General features: G+C 29.9%; 17 protein-coding genes and 1 tRNA gene. 11 read left to right on the forward strand and 7 right to left on the reverse strand.

The annotated features are described in order from the left end of the window. Window positions 1–795, reverse strand: coding sequence for an NAD+ synthase (locus MBBWO_RS02585; protein ID WP_116669334.1), 795 nt, complete (start codon window positions 793–795; stop codon window positions 1–3). Between the two features lie 162 nt (window positions 796–957). On the opposite strand from MBBWO_RS02585, the gene MBBWO_RS02590 reads away from it, so the two are divergent. Further along, on the forward strand, window positions 958–1,968 hold the full coding sequence (locus MBBWO_RS02590; protein ID WP_394340359.1) for an ArsA family ATPase: 1,011 nt from the start codon (window positions 958–960) through the stop codon (window positions 1,966–1,968). Between the two features lie 25 nt (window positions 1,969–1,993). Here the strand turns inward: MBBWO_RS02590 and MBBWO_RS02595 are convergent, their stop codons facing one another. The 6 genes from MBBWO_RS02595 to MBBWO_RS02620 all read right to left on the reverse strand — a co-directional run bounded on the left by MBBWO_RS02595 (window position 1,994) and on the right by MBBWO_RS02620 (window position 9,782). Next, complete coding sequence (locus MBBWO_RS02595; protein ID WP_116669336.1) at window positions 1,994–2,251, reverse strand: hypothetical protein; 258 nt, start codon at window positions 2,249–2,251, stop codon at window positions 1,994–1,996. Window positions 2,252–2,256: 5 nt separating this feature from the next. Beyond that, entirely contained in the window at window positions 2,257–2,505 is a 249-nt protein-coding gene (locus MBBWO_RS02600; protein WP_116669337.1) for a hypothetical protein, read from the reverse strand. Window positions 2,506–2,550: 45 nt separating this feature from the next. After that, a complete protein-coding gene (locus MBBWO_RS02605; RefSeq protein WP_116669338.1) occupies window positions 2,551–5,982 on the reverse strand; it encodes an MSCRAMM family protein in 3,432 nt (1,143 codons plus the stop codon). Window positions 5,983–6,169: 187 nt separating this feature from the next. After that, window positions 6,170–6,805, reverse strand: a complete 636-nt coding sequence (locus tag MBBWO_RS02610) for a cobalt-precorrin-7 (C(5))-methyltransferase (RefSeq protein WP_116669339.1) — start codon at window positions 6,803–6,805, stop codon at window positions 6,170–6,172. Next, a complete protein-coding gene (locus tag MBBWO_RS02615; RefSeq protein ID WP_116669340.1) occupies window positions 6,798–8,969 on the reverse strand; it encodes a phage holin family protein in 2,172 nt (723 codons plus the stop codon). Before MBBWO_RS02615 ends, MBBWO_RS02610 begins: the two co-directional genes overlap by 8 nt. Window positions 8,970–8,975: 6 nt before the next feature. Further along, window positions 8,976–9,782, reverse strand: coding sequence for a metallophosphoesterase (locus tag MBBWO_RS02620; protein ID WP_116670016.1), 807 nt, complete (start codon window positions 9,780–9,782; stop codon window positions 8,976–8,978). 365 nt (window positions 9,783–10,147) lie between these two features. Between MBBWO_RS02620 and MBBWO_RS02625 the strand changes: the two genes are divergently transcribed. The 10 genes from MBBWO_RS02625 to MBBWO_RS02670 all read left to right on the forward strand — a co-directional run bounded on the left by MBBWO_RS02625 (window position 10,148) and on the right by MBBWO_RS02670 (window position 20,585). Then, complete coding sequence (locus tag MBBWO_RS02625; RefSeq protein ID WP_116669341.1) at window positions 10,148–11,335, forward strand: redox-regulated ATPase YchF; 1,188 nt, start codon at window positions 10,148–10,150, stop codon at window positions 11,333–11,335. Between the two features lie 4 nt (window positions 11,336–11,339). Then, entirely contained in the window at window positions 11,340–12,419 is a 1,080-nt protein-coding gene (cfbD, locus tag MBBWO_RS02630; RefSeq protein ID WP_116669342.1) for a Ni-sirohydrochlorin a,c-diamide reductive cyclase catalytic subunit, read from the forward strand. Between the two features lie 9 nt (window positions 12,420–12,428). Next, complete coding sequence (gene hisH / locus MBBWO_RS02635) at window positions 12,429–13,031, forward strand: imidazole glycerol phosphate synthase subunit HisH (protein WP_116669343.1); 603 nt, start codon at window positions 12,429–12,431, stop codon at window positions 13,029–13,031. After that, on the forward strand, window positions 13,031–14,395 hold the full coding sequence (locus MBBWO_RS02640) for an AIR synthase-related protein (RefSeq protein ID WP_116669344.1): 1,365 nt from the start codon (window positions 13,031–13,033) through the stop codon (window positions 14,393–14,395). Before hisH ends, MBBWO_RS02640 begins: the two co-directional genes overlap by 1 nt. 51 nt (window positions 14,396–14,446) lie before the next feature. After that, on the forward strand, window positions 14,447–14,887 hold the full coding sequence (locus MBBWO_RS02645; RefSeq protein WP_116669345.1) for a hypothetical protein: 441 nt from the start codon (window positions 14,447–14,449) through the stop codon (window positions 14,885–14,887). A gap of 91 nt (window positions 14,888–14,978) precedes the next feature. Continuing rightward, a tRNA-Arg gene (locus tag MBBWO_RS02650) sits at window positions 14,979–15,052 on the forward strand. A gap of 34 nt (window positions 15,053–15,086) precedes the next feature. Then, window positions 15,087–16,349: a tRNA pseudouridine(13) synthase TruD gene (truD, locus tag MBBWO_RS02655; RefSeq protein ID WP_116669346.1), complete on the forward strand. Its 1,263-nt coding sequence runs from the start codon at window positions 15,087–15,089 to the stop codon at window positions 16,347–16,349. Then, a complete protein-coding gene (locus MBBWO_RS02660) occupies window positions 16,350–16,739 on the forward strand; it encodes a DUF126 domain-containing protein (protein ID WP_116669347.1) in 390 nt (129 codons plus the stop codon). A gap of 9 nt (window positions 16,740–16,748) precedes the next feature. After that, on the forward strand, window positions 16,749–17,969 hold the full coding sequence (locus MBBWO_RS02665; RefSeq protein ID WP_116669348.1) for a metal-dependent hydrolase family protein: 1,221 nt from the start codon (window positions 16,749–16,751) through the stop codon (window positions 17,967–17,969). A 162-nt stretch (window positions 17,970–18,131) separates the two neighbouring features. Further along, on the forward strand, window positions 18,132–20,585 hold the full coding sequence (locus MBBWO_RS02670) for a heavy metal translocating P-type ATPase (RefSeq protein WP_116669349.1): 2,454 nt from the start codon (window positions 18,132–18,134) through the stop codon (window positions 20,583–20,585). Window positions 20,586–20,588: the final 3 nt, after the last annotated feature.

The following is a 20,588-nucleotide window of genomic DNA, read 5'->3' on the forward strand; positions in this document are numbered from 1 at the left end:
TTATAAATCACATCTCTTAGGAGATTCAGGAATTCTAGTTTTATGAGCATTTATTTTAACTTTTTTAATAATTCTTTCAACTTCCTCAACTGAAATATTAAGATTTTCAGCTATTTTTGAAATATCTTCTTTTTTATCAACATAAAGATAGAGGAGATTATCAAGTACTTCATATTTCATTCCAATTTCATCTTCATCAGTTTGATTGTCCCATAATCCTGCACGAGGAGGTTTTTCTATAATTTCAGATGGAACATTCATGTATTTTGCAAGTTCTCTAACTTGAAGCTTGTATAAATCTCCAATTGGTTCAATATCACAGGCTCCATCACCGTATTTGGTGAAGTAACCTATTAACAACTCACTTCTATTTCCAGTTCCTATTACCATGTAATTTTTAGCATTTGCATAGTAGTAGATAATACTCATTCTAATCCTTGCTTTGAGATTTCCAATAGCTAGCGGGTCATTGTATGTAATATAATTAGTAAGTGTCAAATATTCATTTAAAATACTGTCAATACCAATTTCTCTATATTCAATGCCTAAAATATTGGCTAAATCAGTACCATGAACTTTATCTTCTGTTGGTGTTGTTGTTGAAGGCATACTGACTCCAAATACATTTTCTTTTCCAACAGCTTCTGTAGCTAGAAATGCTGATAATGTTGAATCTATTCCTCCACTTAATCCAACTACTAAACCTTCAGCATTAGCTTCAGACATTTTAGTTTTTATAAACTCTATAATCTTTTCTTTTGTTTTCTTGCAGTCCAATTGTGGAAGTTCGCTCATTTTTATCACAGTTAATAATTTTCAATAGTAATAAATATGATTTTTTTTATTAATATATTAATAAGTAAAAGCCCTTAATTTAACTTAATATTTATATACTTTAAAAAAATAATTAATATAAAATAACATTAAGTTACTAAAACTTTTATTGGAGGTAATTTTTTGGCATTTAAAGATTATTTCAAATTTAACAAAGATCAAACTACATTTTTATTTGTTGGTGGTAAAGGTGGAGTTGGAAAAACTTCAATTTCATCAGCTACTGCTTTATGGTTGGCTAATCAAGGTAATAAAACTTTAATCGTATCTACTGATCCTGCTCATTCTTTATCTGATTCTTTAGAAGTACCAATTGGTTCTTATCCTCGTGAAATAAAAACTAATTTGTATGCAGTGGAAATTGACCCAGATGAAGCTATGGCACAAAAACAAGCTGTAATTGAAGCACAGAAAGCAAATTCTAGTGATAAAAACAGTTTGATGGGTCTTGATATGTTGTCTGACCAATTAGATATTGCATCTGCTTCTCCAGGAGCTGATGAAGCAGCAGCATTTGAAGTGTTTATGTCTGTTATGACTTCAAATGAATATGATGTTGTAGTATTTGATACAGCACCAACTGGCCATACATTAAGATTATTATCATTCCCTGAAGTTATGGACTCTTGGGTTGGAAAATTAATGAAAATCAAATCTAAATTAGGTGCTGCAGCTAACTCATTAAAAAATATTATTCCATTTATGGATGCAGATGAAGATATTCAATCTACAAAAGAACTTGAAGAAACAAAAGAAAAAATTGACCAAGCTAAAGCAGTATTATCTGATCCTGAAAGGACTACCTTTAAAATGGTTGTTATTCCAGAGGAAATGTCCATTTACGAGTCTGAAAGAGCTTTAGAAGCTTTAGAAAAATATGATATTACTGTAGATAGTGTTATTGTAAATCAAGTAATGCCGGACATAACTGATTGTGATTTCTGTCATTCTAGACACAAATTACAACAAAAACGTCTTGCATTAATTGAACAAAAATTCCCAGATCAAATTATTACTGAAGTTCCTTTATTCAAAGATGAAGTTAAAGGTCAAGAAAAATTATTAAAATTAGCTGAAATCTTATATGAAGGAAAAAATAATGATGAAGTTGAAGCTGATATAATTCAGTTATAACTCCATCTCTTTTTTTAAAGTTCGTCTACATCAATACAATAAATCCAAAGAATTCAACAATTAAGACTAAAGTTAATATAAAGTCTATTTTACTATTTTTAAGCATATATTCAAGTGAATTCTCATTAGTTTCCCCAAAAAGACACCGTTTATAACATATTAATATTAAAAAGGGTAAAATTATTCTTATTTCAATAGGATCATTGAAAAGTAGGGATACTAAAATAACAATTAAAAAAATTGCTCTTTCTACTTTTTTTGAGTTTAATATATGTTCTATCATTGTTTCTACCCTTTAACAAGTAATGTTATAACAAATGCAAATATTATGAATATCTGACAGTATTTAAGCAAATGTTTTTGTTCACTGTTTATCCAACGTGGAGATATCAATATTAAAATCCCAGCTATTAATATGCTTATTTTAAAGTAAGGTTCTAGAAAACCATTTAATAATCTAATATTGGCTAAAAAATAAATAAATGCCAATACTAAGATAACAGTTATGCTAGTTTCAATTATATTTGCTGTTTTCATTGTTCATCAACCTATGAACTGTTTTACATAGTTATTTTATATGTATTAATAGTCCCAATTTTTAAAGATTACTTTTTCATAGTCTGTTAAATCTCTTCTTCCAGTTATAGAATCTACGTAATTTGCATTATCCATATCTAGATTTCCATTTTTATCATAAGGAATTTCAACAAAGTCAGTGTATCCTGTTTCTTGGTTGATTGTGAAGATTGTTTTAGCATTTACTGTATTCCTATTTGGGAAATATTGCCAGTATTTGTCTTCAATATATTTATCTCTATATTCAACAATAAGTTCATTAGATGCATATACTACATAAAGACCAGCTACAACTCCTCCGGCTGTACCTGTTTTTATACCACCAACTGCTGTTGGGAGTAATTTACCTCCAAACTCAAGAGCAATTCCCATATCCATTTTAATATGTCCATTAAAGGGATTTAGGAATTCTAGATAATTTTTCATAACTGTCATCTGATAATTAACTTGTTTTTGAAGATTAATTGGTTTTAGATATCTAATTCCATAAATTCCATGAACTCCTTTTAATTGAATTTTATCAGATATTAATTCGCTATCTATATTGACATAAGCTCCTAAAGAACCACTGGTGAGGTTAATAACAAACCTGTTAGTGGAATTTGCAATTTTTATTATTACCTGGTCATCAATTTTGTCAATAACAAGAGATTTTCCTTCATTTATTCCTTCATATATTTCACTAGCTGCAGATTCACCTTCAATTCCTAATAACTGTAAGCCTGCTTTTTCACATAAGGAATATACAATTCCGGAATTTATTCTGAAGTTTTTAATATTGCTTTCATTTTCTCCTGTTACATCCATTTTTCCAAGTGTGTCTAACTTTATTCCAAGCCAATCAGAATAAACTAATACTAATGTTTCCCTATCCCAACTTACATTATTGTTCTCAGCTAGTTGATCATTAATATAAGTTGAACTCCAAAGACAGTATAATCCAGCTATATAAAAATCATAAGCATCTGACAAATAACTGTTGTCTAGGTTATAACGTTGAGAAAGTGCATTGTTTAAAATAGTGTCATTTACTTTTGATTTACCAAGAATATAAGTTTCTAAAAGTTCATACTTGTCATATTCATTCCATTCGTAGAGTTCTCCACTTCCATAAGCAAGATAAGTGCTTTTATGCATACTTTGATTATCCATTTTTAAGCTAGTATTAATTTGTTCAAAGCTAAAGAATTGATAACCAACTCCAATTAAATCATAAACGGAATTAGTAGTGAATAATCTTTCTGTAAATTCAATTGTTGCTATTTTTTCATTTTCTAGAATTATATCAACGGCTTCTCCTTTATAGTTATTTACAGTTGTAGGTCTATAGATGGCACTAAATTGACTTACAACATCGTTAGTTTTTCCACTATAAGTTATTTTTAACTTCTGATTCTCAAGTTTTAAATTGATCCCCTGTGTTTTAAAGTCATTATTCATCTTTTCTCCAAGATAAGAAATAAAATAGTTTTCATTATCTTTTATAACGGTATTTTGTGTGTACGGAGAATTTGTAGTGAATAAATAGCTATTACCATTGATATGGATTTTAATATCTCGTATAAAATCAATAGATTTGTCATTTTTTGTTATTCCGTTTATTAATTCAATTGTGTAATTAAAATTTGGAACTTTATTGACATTTAATAATATTGTTGTTTCTGATTGTCCAAATTTTCCTGTTGGAGCATGTTTTAATTTAACAGAATAATTTCCATCACTTAAATTTATTTTAAGCCTTGCAATTCCATTTGCATCGGTTACTTTTTTATATTCAATTCCAGAAACGAAATAGGATATAATTTCTCCTTCAATTGGTAATCCATTGGAATCTTTTAGAATGGATTCTAAATAACTTCCTTTTTTAGATATATTTGTTGAAGGAACAGTGATTGTTGTTTCTAATTTGTAATTATCATCTCTCAGTATGATGTTACTTCCAGAAACAGGTTTATATCCATTACTTCCACTGTATATCCATGTAACTTCATATTTTCCAGGATCGAGATTTATTCTTAATTTTGCATCTCCGTTATTGTCAGTAACTCGAGCATAAGTTATTCCATTAACGGTAATGTTAACTGTTTCATTGATTACACTTTGATTTGTTGCTTCATTTTTTAAATTTACAACGAAATAGGACCCTTTTCTATTTAATATTATGTCTTTACTTTCTGCAGTTAAGTTCTGACGAATTATAGTTAAGGTGTTTGAAATGGTTTCAGCAGAGTAACCAAAATCTATTACACTACTTTTTATTTTATATTCTCCAGGTTCTAGATTAATTATTACTCTAGCTATTCCATCTTCTTCTGTCTGTTTATATTGTGTATCAATGAGTTGTCCATTTTTATAAATTTCATTTTTAATGTTAAGTCCTTCTAAAGGTTTATTATCGTCCATTAAAGTTACAAAATAAGTTTCATAACCTCCATATCCTATTTCCATATCTTCTCCACTGAGATTAACTTCATTTGTTTTAACAGTAATGAGTTTATCTCCTGAACTTCCTTTATATCCCAATGTTTCTTCAAATTTGTAGGATATCTGATAAGTACCGGGATCTAAGTTTATATTTAAACTTGCATGTCCTGTTAAATTTGTAAGTCTCTCATAACTAACTCCATTCACTGTGAAAATGACTGGGTGTTGAATTAAAGGTTTATTTTTTTCTGTAACTAATTGAACAGTATATTTTCCTTTTCTAAATTCTATATTTAAGTTATTTCCAATTATGGATGTCTTATAAGTATTAACTGCTATATATCCATCTAAATCTTTGGCACTTTTGTAATGTCCAATTCCATGATGTTCTGTTTTAATTGTATAAACTTTATCTGGATTTAAATTGATGTTTAGGCTTGCTTCTCCATTTTCATCTGTTATCCTATCATAAGAAACTTGATTTATTGTGAATGTTAATTGCTGATTAGCCAGTGGTTTATTATTGCCTCCAACTAATTGAACTGTGTATTTATCGCTTTTATAACCTACGTCCATATATGTGCTGCCAACAAGTGTGGCGTTCATAGGTTTCACGTTTATATTATTTAGTTTGGAGATATGTTTTGTTCCAAGTATACAATCAGTTGTTATTTCATATTTTCCAGGATCAAGATTGATATTTAGTTTAGCAAATCCATTATCATCAGTTATCCGATAATATGTTATGCCATTAACTGTTATATTCACTGGAATGTCAGGTAATGGATTTTTATCATTATCATAAACATTTACTTTATGTGCACCATCTTTATAATACATATCTAAGTCTTTTGTCTCTAGAGTACCTTCTATTTCATTTATCACTCCTTTATCTTCATTTAAAATAGCTGTATTTGTTGTTTCTGTTGTATTGTCTACATCACTTGCAGATACGGTTCCTATTAATAAAAATAATAGGAAAACAAAAATTACTACATGCCTTTTTTCAATCATTTTATCTACCAAACCTGTTAATTTTTTTAAAAAATTAACATTCATTTTTTGGTAGTGGCTCTTATTTATTAATTAATAGTATTTTAAAAGAGTAATTTTTAATAATATTGAAAAATAGCTATTTATTTATTGATTAAAAAATAATAAGTTAGTTTAAATTAAAAAAATTAGATTTGGATGAATTATTTTAGTAAATAATCATTATGCACATATATGTAAATTCGCTATTTGCTATTTCTTTAAGTGTGGAATGTACAATTTTCTCATTATCATAACTTAATCTTTCACAAACTGTAACTTTACGATTTGGATTGACATTATTATCTAATAAAAATTGTGCCATATCTTTTACTTTACGTGAAGGTAATGCAATGGTGGTTTTTCCATTATTTATAACTGGTAATATGTCTTCAATGTTTTCACGACCATGAAAAGTCATAACATTTGCCATGTCCCATTGTATATGGTTTTTTGCAGCAGCTAATTGCAATGAACTTATTCCAGGTATGACTTCAATATTTTCTTTATTGAATCCTTTTTCATCAGCTATTCTAAGCACGGTTTTTAACACTCCTGAAAATCCAGGATCTCCTGTAGACAATATTGATACAGTTGATCCATTAATAGCTAGTTCAACAGCTTCTTCTAACTTTTCAACAAGGTCTTTTACATTAAATGAAATCTTTTCCTGAATTTCATCAAATAATTTTATTGCTCTTTCACTTCCAACTGTAATATCTGAATTTTTAACAGTTTCTATTGCTTTTTTTGTTAAATAGTCACTAGATCCAGGTCCAATTCCAACAATATATATTTTATTCATTTTTATCCTCTTTTAATTTGTTAATTTCTTTTTTAAGTATCTTGTAAATGGATTCTCCACCAACAATCTCCTTTGGAATCTCCCATTGGGATGGATAGATTAAGAATGGTTTTGTTTGATTTCCACCAAGTCCTCCATGGCTTCCAATAAGTTCTTCAAAAGCACATATTTCATCAGTTTCAGGGTCGTAAAAACTATTTACTAAAATATCTGGGACATGTTTAAATGAATTATGTCTTTTAAGATGTTTGACAACATTTTTTCCAAAGTTTTCAATTGGATTTTTTCCAACTATTTCATCAGAATCTAAATAATAAACTCCTTCGTCTCCAAGTACCATTGGCCCATGTCTTTTGGAATCTACTAATATAAAACCAATTCCTGGATGTTTAACAAGTTCTGGAATAATATTTGGGAAAAGAGTAATTATTTCTTCGTAAGTTAATCTATGATTCCATTGGGTGAAATAGATTAATGCCAAGTTTCCAGAACCTAATACAATTAATTCAGATTCTTCTGGCTTTTTAACTGTATATCTTAATGATTCATGAGATTTTATATACTGTAGAACATCTTCGTATTTGTTTTTTATTATATTGTCTTTTTGATTTAATATAAAGTCTAAACTTTCACCATACCTTGTTTTAATGTTGTTAATGGTTTTACTTTCATCATATTTGTCTTTTAAAGTATTATAAGTCTTACTTTCAGTTATCTGTTCATTTTTGAGTTTATCCATTTTGTCTTTAATATTTTCAAGTCGTCCTTCTGTGCTGTAAATTTCTTTTAAATGGTCTAAATTAGAGTCCATTGCACTGAATATGGTCATATCTTCAGGTATTAAACTCCTAACAAAGTTAGGAAAAGAAATTCCATATCTTTGTTTAAATGTAGCTCCTTTTCCCTGTCCATGATCAGATAAGATTACAAATTCATAATCTCTATCTCCTATATCTACTGCTTTCTGTAAGCGGAAAAATTGTAAATCTATACTTCTTAAGACACTCCATACATCGTCATCTTCAACTCCTGAGTGATGTGCTATTTCATCGTAACCTGTGTAAGTTGCATATGCAGAATCTATTTCTCCAATTAACAAATCTCCAATTAATGTTTCAGTAGCTACTTCTCTTAAAAATACATTAGCTCCTCCACGAGCACCAATATAAATCAATCCTCTTTTTAATCTTGGTTGAATATTTCTTATTTTGTGCATAATTTGAGATTTAATTTCAACAAGCATATCATATATAAACAAGATTAAAATACGTTGGAATGTATAAAAACTTGAGAATACTGCATACCATGAAAAATTGTATAGCTTTCTAATGTCTCTTAGCTTACTTGAAGTAAAAATAACATTGTCAGTATCTCCAGAAAACATATTGATTCTGCTTGCACCGTTATCAGCTAACAATCCATTTCCATCAGATATTCTTTCTTCAATAGCTTTTGCATGTGAAAATTTAGAAGAAACCATTATTTTGTTATTATTTTCCTTTTCAACCCATCTAAATGCAACAATATCTTTATTATTGCCATGTAATATTCCTGCTTGACTTGAACTTGTTTGACTTGATAAATCTGTTTCCCATGGGGTTAGCTTATGGCTTTTATCATCTAGCCATTGCTTAACTGTTGGCATATATCCTTTTTCAATTGCTTTTTTTAGTGTGCTTGCTGAAAGTCCATCAATTTCAAGCATTATTAATCCAGGGTATTTTTTGGACTTTCGTTTCTTTTTTATAGCTTGCTTTTTAAGCCCAATAATATGGCTTTTATCTAAATCTAAGTTAATTAAGCTTGAAATAATTCCAGTTACAAGAGCCATAACCAATGGGACCTGAATAACTGCTGCAAGACCTCCACTAACTCCTGGGATGAAATGACAAACACCATAAAAGATAAGGCAGGTTATTATTATCATTCCAATTCCAAATGTATAAATCAAAAAGGGCATTACAAATTTTCTAATTAGTGGCCAAATTAAAAAATTGATTATAGAAACTGCTGCAACAATTAATATAGCATTATACATTGGTCCTAATATGAAATCAGTACAAATGTAAGACATAGCTATTACAGCAGCAATATTTCCTATTCCGATTATTATTGTGTCTAGAATAGTTATTATCCAACTTTTTATTGTTTGTTTTGAGGTCATAATTTTTCAGTGTTCTGATTTAAGTGTAAAAAGTGTTATTTCAGGTTTACAATTAATTCTCATCCAAAATACATTAGTTCCAAGGCCTTTACTTGTATATTGGAGCATATTTCCAACTTTATATTTTCCAACAGGGTATTTTGTAGAGTAAGATCCTCTAAATATGGTTGTTCCAGTTCCAGGAATTATAAATTGCCCTCCATGTGAATGTCCAGATATTTGAAGAGCAAACCTATTAGTTTTTGATGATTTGCTTGCAAAGTCGGGTTCATGAACTAATATTATGGCTGGTCCTTCTTTAGGTAATCTTTCCATTACTTGATTTAGATTATCTTTTCCAAGCATATAGCTATCAACACCAGCTATATTCAGTATTTTTTCTCCATTTTCACTATTTCTTTTTAATGTATAAACGTCATTACTAACATCGATAATATCTGAATTTTTTAGTATTTCTCTTATTTTTTTCTCACCTAACCAATGGTCGTGATTTCCTAAAACTGCTAACTTTACATCTTTCGCTTCAAGTCTTTTAAATCCATGTTCTAGGGGTTTTTCATATTTATCTAAAATATATGAAACATAATCTCCTGTTAAAGTTATCATATCTGGGTTTAAAGCATTTATGTAGTCTACAACTCCTTCAAATATTTTAGGACTTAACCATTGCCCTAAATGAATATCAGTTATGTTAACAATTGTATATCCGTCAAAAACAGGGTCTAATTTTTTTATTTTAACATTAACTTTCACTAATTCAAATTTGGATTCATCAAAATCCACATTAAACATCATTTCTCTAGATCCAGTCATTATTTCTTGGATTCCTTGTCTAACTTTAAGTGCTCTGGGTTTATCTTCACTATCGCTTGTTATTTTGTCCTGAATTCCTTGTACGACTTTTTCAGCTTTCTGTTTATTTTCTTGGATTCCTTTAACGACCTTTTCTGCTTTAGGTTTTATTTCTTGAATTCCTTGTACAATCTTTTCTGCTTTCTGTTTATTTTCTTCACCATCAAAGATTATATCTTGAATTCCTTCCATGACTCTCTCTGCAGTAGGTTTTTTAGTGGCCATTTAATCCTCCGAAATAATTAAGTTAATATTTAATCATATAATTTAACTTATATATAACTTAATGAACTAATATTTAATAGATTAATTATTTTGTGATTATTATGCTACAAATTGCTGTTACTGGAAAACCAAATGTTGGAAAATCATCTTTTTTTAATTCTGCCACTTCTTCAAGTGTTGAAATGGCTAATTATCCTTTTACAACAATTGATGCAAACAAAGCTGTTGCACATGTTGTTAGTGATTGTCCTTGTAAAGAATTAGATGTTACTTGTAATCCGAGAAATTCTATTTGTATTGATGGAAAAAGATTAATTCCTGTTGAACTTATAGATGTTGCAGGTTTAGTTCCAGGGGCACATGAAGGTAAAGGTTTAGGTAATAAGTTTTTAGATGATTTAATGCAAGCTAAAGTATTAATTCATGTTATTGATGCATCTGGATCTACTAATGCTGAAGGTCAACCTGTAGAGGCAGGAAGTCATGATCCTTTAGATGATTTGGAATTTATGGAACATGAAATTGTAATGTGGATGTATGGAATCTTAAACAGAAATTGGAGCAGACTTGTTCGTAAAATTGAGGCTGAAAAGTTAGATATAGCTAAAGTAATATTTGATCAGCTATCTGGAACTGGTATATCTCTTGAAGATATTATTGAAGCAAAAAGAACTGTTAATCCAGATTACACTAAATGGGATGAAGAAGAATTTATTAAATTAACACGCAATATTTTAAGAATAGCTAAACCAATGCTAATTATCGCTAATAAAGCTGATTTACCAACTTCTGAAGAAAATATTAAAAGAATAAAAGAAAAATATCCAAATGTAATTCCAACCTCAGCAGAATCTGAAATTGCGCTTGTAAAAGCTGCTGAATCAGGATTAATTAAATATACTTCTGGGGATTCTGATTTTGAAATTCTTAAAGAAGATGAATTATCACCAAATCAACTTAAAGCTTTAGAGTATATCAGAACCAATATTTTAGAGAAATATGGAAGTACTGGTGTTCAACAGGCATTAAATGAAGCTATTTTTAATTTACTTAACATGATTGTTGTTTATCCAGTAGAAGATGAACATAAATACACTGATCAAAAAGGAAATGTTTTGCCTGATGCAATATTAATTCCAAAAGGTTCAGTTCCTCGTGAATTGGCTTACATGGTTCATTCTGATATTGGGGATAATTTTATGCATGCTGTTGATGCCCGTAAAAACATGAGGGTAGCTAGTGATTATGAACTTTCAAATAATGATATTATCAGTATAATTACAAGGTGATTAAATGCATCCAAGACCAAGTCCAATAGCTGCATCACTTTATACATTGAGAGACATGGATGTAGATGTTATTATCATGCATGGGCCTCATGGCTGCTGTTTTAGAACTGGAAGACTTCTTGAAAGTGATGGTGTTCGTGTATTAACTACATCAATGGCTGAAAATGATTTTATTTTAGGTGCTGGAGAAAAACTTGAGAATACACTAATTAAAGCTTATGATATGTTCAATCCAAAACTCATGGGTGTTGTTGGAACTTGTGCAAGTATGATTATTGGTGAAGATTTGAAAGAAGCAATATCCAATGCTGATTTAGATTGTACTGTTATTCCTGTTGAGTCTCATGGTGGTTTTGGTGAAGGTGATAACACTGAGGGAGCTATTATGGTTCTTGATTCTGCTGTTGAATGTGGTGTTATTCCTTCTGATGAAGCTGAAAGACAAATTAAAATGCTTAAAAAAGCAACTGAAATAGAAAAAACTCGTGGAATGGCTCAAGGTGAATATATTAAACCTAATTTTGGAGATAATAAAGAAGAAGTAGCTAAAAAATTGGTTTCAGCTATTAAAGAAGGTAAAAAAGTTGCTTTTGTATTAAATGCTAAAAAGGAAACTTCTTACTTGTTTGCAGATATTGTAAACTTTGATTATGCAGATGTTAATGGGGATAATGAGCCTATTGTTGTAGCTAATCTAGATGAAAATATTGGTCTTACAAGAATTAGAAATCATGCAAAAAATATTAAAAATCAATTAGAGAGCACAAATGTTAATGTGGACTGTATTACTGGTGGATTGGATGAATATCCAGAAACAGGTAAAATTGCAGCAGAGTATCTTAAAGATAAAGATTTAGACATGATTGTTGTATTTGGAGTACCTCATGCATTTCCTGTAGAAGATTTTGATGCTGAAACAATAGCTATTACTGATGGGCCTCGTTTAGTGGAACCTTTAAGGAAATTAGGTTATGATAATGTTGTTGCAGAATTAGATGCACATTCTAAAACATTAGGTACAAATGAAATTGTATATTCTGATTTTGGTTCTATGATTCGCTCTGTTATTGATTGGAATAAATAAGTGATTTTTATGATAACTATTATTGATTATAAAAGTGGTAATCTTAGAAGTATTTCAAATGGTTTTAAAAAGTTAAACTGTGATGTAGAAATCACTGATGATGTTGAAAAAATAGCTAATGCTAAACATTTAGTTCTTCCAGGTGTTGGAGCTTTTGGAACAGCTATGAAAAATATTGAACCCTTTAAAGATGTAATCTATGAACATGTTGAGGAGGATAAACCTTTTTTAGGAATTTGTCTTGGTCAACAGGTATTAATGAGTTCTAGTGAAGAAACAGAGAATGTTAAAGGGCTTGATTTATTTAAGGGTGATGTAAAATTATTGCCTCCTGGTCGTAAAATACCTCATATGGGTTGGAATAAGTTGCATGTTATAAATCAAGACAATCCTATTTTAAAGGGTATTGATGGTGAATTTTTCTATTTTGTACACTCTTATCATGTAGTTCCAGATGATGAAGAAATAATAGCTGCAACTTGTGATTATGGCTTTGATGTAGTTGCGGCATTAAGTAGAAATAATCTTTTTTCAACACAATTCCACCCAGAAAAAAGTGGTAAGCCTGGATTAAAAATATTAAAGAATTTTATTAATTTAGAAGTGAAATAATGGATATGGAAGGTTATGTTAGACAAAGGTTAGATAGTTATAATGAAAATGATTTAAAAGACCTTTTGTCTCAAAGAATTAGAGAATATAAAAATATTTCTCAGGATAAATCTCTATTAATGGCGGAAAGTGTTATTGATGAGGTTAAAACCACTTTAAATTTGAAAAATGCTGATGATTCATTTTTAAAAGAAATAACTGAAGTTCCAAAAGCAGATATTGCAATGGGAGAAATGGGAGTAGGATCCCGTGGAGCTGGTGATTTTTTTGTCCACAGAAAAATAGCAGAAATTGTTTCAAGTACAAATACTTCTTCTCTTGTAAATCCATCTGAACAAGATGATGGTGGTGTAGTTAAAGCTAACAGCCCTAATGATGAGTTATATATAACAACAGCAGTTGATGGAATTCATTCTCGTTTAAGCGAATATCCATTTTTAGGTGGTTTTCATGTAACAAGAGCCACTTTAAGAGATATTTGCGTAATGGGTGCAGACCCTGTTTCTATTTTAAGTGATGTTCATTTAGCAGATGATGGGGATGTTGGAAAAATATTTGATTTTACTGCTGGTGTAGCAGCTGTTTCTGAGCTTGTAGATGTTCCTATTGTTGCAGGAAGTACCTTACGTGTTGGTGGAGACATGGTTTTAGGTGATAGGTTTGTTTCTGCTGTAGGCAGTGTAGGTGTATCCAATTATCCTCCAACTGCAAGAAAAGGAGCTACTGATGGAGATATTATCTTATTAACAGAAGGCTCTGGTGGAGGAACTATTACTACAACTGCATTATATAATGGATTTTTTGATGTTATATGGGACACTTTAAATGTTAATTTTGTTCAAGCTTCACATGCTCTCTTTGAAGCTGATTTAATTAAAGATATTCATGCAATAACTGATGTGACTAATGGAGGTCTTCGTGGAGATGCTCATGAAATATCAAATACAACTGGTGTTGGATTAGAATTTTATGAAGAAAAAATTAGAAAAATGGTTGCTCCAAATGTATTAAATATGTTGGAGAAATTGGATATTGACCCATTAGGTGTGTCTACTGATTCTTTAATGTTGATTGTGCCTCCAGAAATTGTAGATGATGTTAAAAATGCTGTTTCTAGTGCAGGTGTAGATATATCTGAAATTGGTGTTGTTAATACTTCTGGTGAGCCGATTTTAATTAAGGAAGATGGAAGTAGTGACAAATTAGTCCCATTATTTAGAGAAGCAGCATATACAAAAATTAAGAAGTTAGTTGGTGAAACAACTCCTGAAGACTTTGAAATTATGAAAGAAAAAGTTCAGAAAGCTTCAGACAATGCTATTTGCAAAAAAGAAAAAGTGATTAATCATATTCGTGGAAATTAATTTTTTCACACTTCTTTAATTTTTATTTATGATTATTAGCTATTTTTATTCATGAAAAATGAAAGAGGTTATGTTGCAATATTTGAAGCATTGATAGTTATTTTTCTTGTTTTAACTTGTGTTTTATTTTTAAATTCAGTTGTTGTAACACCAAATCCAAGTTTATCTCAAAAAGCTGATAATTTTAATAAAGCTCAGGATATAATGGAATCTTTATCTGGAAAAGTTAATTTTACTGATGAAACATTTTTATCTGAAATTTCTAATATCTTATCAGATAGGTGGGATAAAAATAAAGCTATTGAAGAAGTTTCTGAGCTAACTAAATCAAAATTTGAAGAACTGGGATTAAAAGACAACTATAAATTTGTTGAAGTTAATGAATTTAATGGAGCAACTTTACTTGATTCGGGCAATTATGATTCAGCAGAAAATATTTCAATAGCTAGTAGGAATTATGGAGATTATTGTTACAGGTTATATGTTTGGTAACTTTTGAAAAATAAGTTGATATTTACAATAAATACATTAATATTAAATACTAAAAAAATTATATAATTTATTGATAACTATTTTTTTGTAAGCCCCGATGGTGTAGTTTGGATAACACGTAGGACTGCGGATCCTATTCCCCGGGTTCAAATCCCGGTCGGGGCATTTGTCTTAATTTTTATTTTTTTCACGTGATATTATGTTAAATGCTAATACCTACGTTACTAAAGAAGAAGGAATTGGGGGAACTATTAGAAATCAATATGAAGATTTTTATGTTGAAGAAATTCCTGATTTAATTCCAACTGGTGAAGGTCCAAATGTTTGGATTTGGATTGAAAAGATAGGTAGAACTACCTTGGATGTTGTTTTAGATATAGCCAGGGATTTACACATTGATAGGAAAAGAATGGGCTTTGCAGGGATGAAAGATAAAAAAGCTCGTACTCGTCAATGGATTTGTATATCTAATATGGATTCTGATGAACAATTTGAGCAAGTTAAAGCTTTAAGTGGTCAAATTTATAAAACTGATTTTTTAAAAGTTATTCGTGGTAGAAAAAAACTTAGAATGGGCCAACTTAAAGGAAATAAATTCAGAATCCTTATTCGTGATATTGAGGATGTAGAAAAAAGTGCAGAGATAGCTAGTGATATTTTAAAGCAATTGGAAGTTACTGGTGTTCCTAATTACTTTGGCTGGCAAAGGTTTGGTAAGCCAAGAACAAATACTCATTTAGTTGGTGAAGCTTTAGTTGAAAATGATTTAAAAAAGGCTGTTGGAAGATATATTGGAAATCCAACTGAAGAAGAGCATGAAGAAAATCAGAAAGCACGTAAAGCCTATGATGATGGAGATTTAGAGAAATCTTTAGAACTTATGGGTAAAGGAATGCGTTATGAAAAAATGATGATTAGGGAGTTAATTAAAGATTCTAAAAAAGGTGAATTAACAGATAAATCCTATAAGAACGCATTACATGCACTTCCTAAACCTCTTCAAAGGATGTTCGTACATGCATATCAATCTTTTTTATTTAATGCTGCTGTTAGCAAAAGAGTTGAGATGGGTATTAATAAATACATTGAAGGGGATATTATTATTAACAATGAAGAAAGAATTGTTCGTGATAAAACTCCTGAAGAATATCAAGAATTAATTGATACTTTCCAAGTAAATCCTACTTCTCCATTATATGGTACTAAAGTCCCATTTGCAGGAGGTAAAGTTGGAGAAATGGAAAAAAGTATTTTAGATAATTATGGTTTATCTAAAGAAGATTTTGAAGTTCCTAAAATGCCTCGTTTAGGAAGTCATGGTTTAAGGCGTTCAATGAGGTTCCAAGTTTGGGATACATCAGCTATTGCAACTGATGAGGGAGTTTTAACAGAATTTTCAATAAATAAAGGTTCTTATGCAACAGCTGTTTTAAGAGAAGTTATGAAAAAGGATGTTGTTTAAATGATTAAATGTAAAAATATTGCTAAAGGAAAAGCTCAAGGTGAACTAATTGTCAGTTCTGAACCTATTAGTTTTTTAGGTGGTGTAGATCCTGAAACTGGTGAAGTTATTGATCCTAATCATGAATTAAAAGGAGAAATAATTAAAGATAAAATTTTATTTATTCCTGGTGGAAAGGGTTCAACTGTTGGTTCTTATGTTATTTTCCAAATGAAGAAAAACAATACTGCTCCAAAAGCAATAATTTGTATTAAAGCTGAACCAATTATTGTTACTGGAGCAATAATGTCAAATATTCCAATGGTGGATTCTCCTGAAGATACTGAACCATTGACTACTGGAACTATGGTTGAAGTTGATGGAGATGAAGGAATAATTAAGGTTCTTTGAGTTGGTTATATGGAAACTTTAATTAAAAATATAAACATTATTAATCCTTATAAAGAGGTTGAATATAATTGTTCTATTTTAATTAAAGATGACATTATAGCTGAGATTTCAAATTCTAAAATTAAAACTAAAGATAATGTTAAAGTTATTGATGGTCAAGATAATTTTTTACTTCCTGGTTTTATTGACTGTCATACTCATATTTTAGCTAAAGGATTTCATAAAGAGGAAAATATGTCAAATCCTTTATCAATTCATTTTTACAATGCAGTTCCTCATTCTAAAGAAACTATTTTTGCAGGTGTAACTTCTATTAGAGATTGTGGATCTGCTGATTTGGGAGTTAAAATGGCTCAAGAGAGAGGTTTATTTTTAGCTCCAAAAATGACTATTTCTATCACTCCTTTAATGTGTACTGGGGGCCATTTTGATTTATTCATGCCATCAGGATTTGACATGGAGATAATTTATCCTGGATTTCCTAAAGGACGTTGTGATGGTGTTGATGAAGTATTAAAAAAGACACGTGAAGTTAAAAGAGCTGGTGCTGACTTTATTAAAGTTATGGCTAGTGGTGGGGTTTTAACAACAAATTCATCACCGGATTATCCTCAATTTAATATTGAAGAACTTAGAACAATAGCTAATGAAGCAGGAATTCATGGTAAAAAAGTATCTGCTCACTGTCATAGTTTACAGGGTATTAAAAATTGCGTTGATGCAGGATTTGATTCAATTGAGCATGGAACTTTTATAGATAGGAATACTTCACGTAAGATGGCTGAAAATGGAACTATTCTGGTTCCAACAATTCTTGTCCATGACTTTTTATATAGAAATGGTTTTCCAAAATGGGATAATTTTGCAAGTGAAAAAACTGCTAAATTAAAAGAAATTGTTAAAGTACATAAGGAAAATATAGCTATTGCCTATGAAGAAGGTGTAAAAATATTATTTGGAACTGATTCAGGTGTAATTCCTCATGGATATAATTTAGAAGAATTATCTAATTTAGTTGATATTGGAATGTCTCCATCTGAAGCAATAGCTAGTGGTACAATTGAAGCTGCAAAATTCATAAATCAAAATGATAAAATAGGGTCTGTAGAAACTGGAAAAGTAGCTGATTTAATTATAACTTCTCAAAATCCTTTAGATGATATTAAATCTCTTGCAAATAGGGATAATATTTTAACTGTTTTTCAAGATGGAATAATTGTCAAAAATTAAATTCCATTTTATTCGTAATAATTTTAACCGTTTGTATTTATTAGCATATTTTCAAAAATTTTATCTACTTTAATTTATTAAATTAATTTTAATGGTTATATGTGGGGTATGGTTTTTCAATCAATAATTAATTCTCAAAATAATATTTGAGAGGTGATATTATTGGCAAAGCTTAAAGATATGGATTTACCTATAGAAGGAATGCATTGTGCTTCTTGTGTTTTACTTACAAATAAAACTTTAAGTAAAGTAGATGGAATTGAAAATGTAGAAGCTGATTTAGCTAGTAATAAAGTGCATTTAACTGTAAATCCTAAAAAAGTTTCCCTTAATCAAATTGAAAATGAAGTTAAAAATATTGGTTTTGAAATTCATACAGATGAAATCACCTTAAAACTTCAAGGAATGCATTGTGCTTCCTGTGTAATGAATGTTGAAAACTTTTTGAAAAGATTAGATGGTGTTTTTGAAGTTAGGGCAGATTTAACAACACAAACTGCCCGAATTAATTATGATAAATCCAAAGTTTCAGTGGATGATTTTGAAAAAGTCATAAATTCATTAGGTTTTGAAGTTTTAGGAGTTGAAGGTCAGCTTGAAGTTGATGAAGAAGCATTATATCAAAAAGATTTAAAAAGTAAGCTTAGACGTATTGTTGTTGGTTTAATTTTTTCAGTTATTTTAATGGCTATAATGTATGTTAAATGGCAACCATTTGGATTAACAACAGGCCAAATATCTTTGATTATAAGTATTTTGCCATTTATTTATGTGTCTTATCCAATTTTAAAAGCAGGAATTAGTGGATTGCTCCATAAAAATTTAAATATGGATGTAATGTATTCAATGGGTGTTTTAGTTGCCTTTGTTTCAAGTGTTTTAGGAACATTTAACATTGTATTAAATCATTCTTTCATGTTTTATGAAACAGCTTTGATGCTTCCTTCCTTTTTAATGATTGGAAGATATCTTGAAGCCAGAGCTAAAAAAAGCACAACTGACTCTATTAAAGAATTAATTGGACTTCAACCTACTACTGCGACATTGGTTGAATTTGATGAAAATGGTGAGGTTATCACAGAAAAAGATATTTCAATATCTGAAATTAAAATTGGGGATGTTCTTTTAGTTAGGCCCGGTGATCAGATTCCTGCAGATGGTGAAGTTGTCATGGGGCATTCATATGTAGATGAATCTATGATTAATGGTGAGCCAATACCTAATTCTAAATCAATAGATGATGAAGTATTTGCAGGAACTATTAATCAAGATAATGTTTTATACATCAAAGCTTTAAAAATTGGACAGGAAACCGTTCTTTCAAATATCATTAGGTTAGTTGAAAAGGCTCAAAGTTCAAGACCACCAGTTCAAAAAATTGCTGATACTGCTGTCAGTTACTTTATTCCTGTTGTTTTAGTAATAGCTATTGCAGTTTTCTGTATATGGTACTTTATATTTGATTCAACATTATTATTTGCTTTAACTACTTTAATTTCAATTTTAGTTGTTGCATGCCCATGTTCTTTAGGATTAGCTACTCCAACTGCTGTAACTGTTGGTATTGGAAGGGCTGCAGAGTATGGCATTCTTATTAAAAATGGGGATGTATTGGAAATTGCAGATAAAATCAATGTTGCAGCTTTTGATAAAACTGGAACTATTACTGAAGGAAAACCTGAAGTTGATGATATTATACCTTACGGGATTTCTCATGAAGAGGTTTTATATTATATAGCTAGTGTTGAAAAGAATTCTACTCATCCAATTGCTAAATCAATTATAAAAAAATCAAAAGAAGAGAATATTGAGTTAACACAAGTTTCTAATTTCGAAAATATAACTGGTAAAGGTCTAAAAGCTGAAATTGATAATGAAATTATTTTAGCAGGTAACAAAAATCTTTTAGAGTACAATGATATCGAAATTTCAGATGAAATTCTCTCTCAATATGATTCTCTGTTAAATGAAAGTAAAACAGTTATATTTTTAGCTATTGCCGGTGAAATTAAAGGTATTTTAAGTTTATCTGATAAAATAAAAGATACTTCTAAAAGAACCATTGAAGAACTTCATAAAATGGGAATTAAAACTTATATGTTAACTGGAGATAATGAAAATACTGCAAAAACAGTTGCAAATGCAGTGGGCATAGATGATATTAGTGCTAATGTTCTTCCAGAGGATAAATTAAATATTGTTAAAGATCTTCAAAAAGATGAAAATAAAGTTGTCTTTGTTGGAGATGGGATTAATGATGCTCCTGCATTAACACAGGCAGATATTGGTGTAGCTATGGGAAATGGTACTGATATAGCTATGGAAAGTGGGGATGTTGTTGTAATGGAAGGCGATTTAGAAAATGTAGTTGCAGCTATTCAATTTTCTAAAAAAGTAATGACTAGAATTAAACAGAATATCTTCTGGGCATTTGCATATAATTCTGTACTGATTCCAGTTGCCGCAGGTGCTTTATTTGCAGCATTTGGCATAATGTTTAGGCCTGAATTATCTGGTCTAGCTATGGCATTAAGTTCAGTAACTGTTATATCATTATCCCTAGCACTAAAAGGATATGTTCCACCAATTAAAAAGTCAGTTCCAAAAAAAGTATAAATA

The sequence above is a fragment of the Methanobrevibacter woesei genome (genome assembly GCF_003111605.1).
Taxonomy (GTDB): domain Archaea; phylum Methanobacteriota; class Methanobacteria; order Methanobacteriales; family Methanobacteriaceae; genus Methanocatella; species Methanocatella woesei.

Coding starts and splice junctions, on each gene's coding strand:
- MBBWO_RS02605 (WP_116669338.1), bottom strand. CDS start 5,982: ATGATTGAAAAAAGGCATGTAGTAATTTTTGTTTTCCTATTATTTTTA.
- MBBWO_RS02665 (WP_116669348.1), top strand. CDS start 16,749: ATGGAAACTTTAATTAAAAATATAAACATTATTAATCCTTATAAAGAG.
- MBBWO_RS02585 (WP_116669334.1), bottom strand. CDS start 795: ATGAGCGAACTTCCACAATTGGACTGCAAGAAAACAAAAGAAAAGATT.
- MBBWO_RS02615 (WP_116669340.1), bottom strand. CDS start 8,969: ATGACCTCAAAACAAACAATAAAAAGTTGGATAATAACTATTCTAGAC.
- MBBWO_RS02620 (WP_116670016.1), bottom strand. CDS start 9,782: ATGACTGGATCTAGAGAAATGATGTTTAATGTGGATTTTGATGAATCC.
- MBBWO_RS02640 (WP_116669344.1), top strand. CDS start 13,031: ATGGATATGGAAGGTTATGTTAGACAAAGGTTAGATAGTTATAATGAA.
- MBBWO_RS02610 (WP_116669339.1), bottom strand. CDS start 6,805: ATGAATAAAATATATATTGTTGGAATTGGACCTGGATCTAGTGACTAT.
- MBBWO_RS02645 (WP_116669345.1), top strand. CDS start 14,447: ATGAAAAATGAAAGAGGTTATGTTGCAATATTTGAAGCATTGATAGTT.
- MBBWO_RS02600 (WP_116669337.1), bottom strand. CDS start 2,505: ATGAAAACAGCAAATATAATTGAAACTAGCATAACTGTTATCTTAGTA.
- hisH (WP_116669343.1), top strand. CDS start 12,429: ATGATAACTATTATTGATTATAAAAGTGGTAATCTTAGAAGTATTTCA.
- MBBWO_RS02595 (WP_116669336.1), bottom strand. CDS start 2,251: ATGATAGAACATATATTAAACTCAAAAAAAGTAGAAAGAGCAATTTTT.
- MBBWO_RS02625 (WP_116669341.1), top strand. CDS start 10,148: ATGCTACAAATTGCTGTTACTGGAAAACCAAATGTTGGAAAATCATCT.
- cfbD (WP_116669342.1), top strand. CDS start 11,340: ATGCATCCAAGACCAAGTCCAATAGCTGCATCACTTTATACATTGAGA.
- MBBWO_RS02660 (WP_116669347.1), top strand. CDS start 16,350: ATGATTAAATGTAAAAATATTGCTAAAGGAAAAGCTCAAGGTGAACTA.
- truD (WP_116669346.1), top strand. CDS start 15,087: ATGTTAAATGCTAATACCTACGTTACTAAAGAAGAAGGAATTGGGGGA.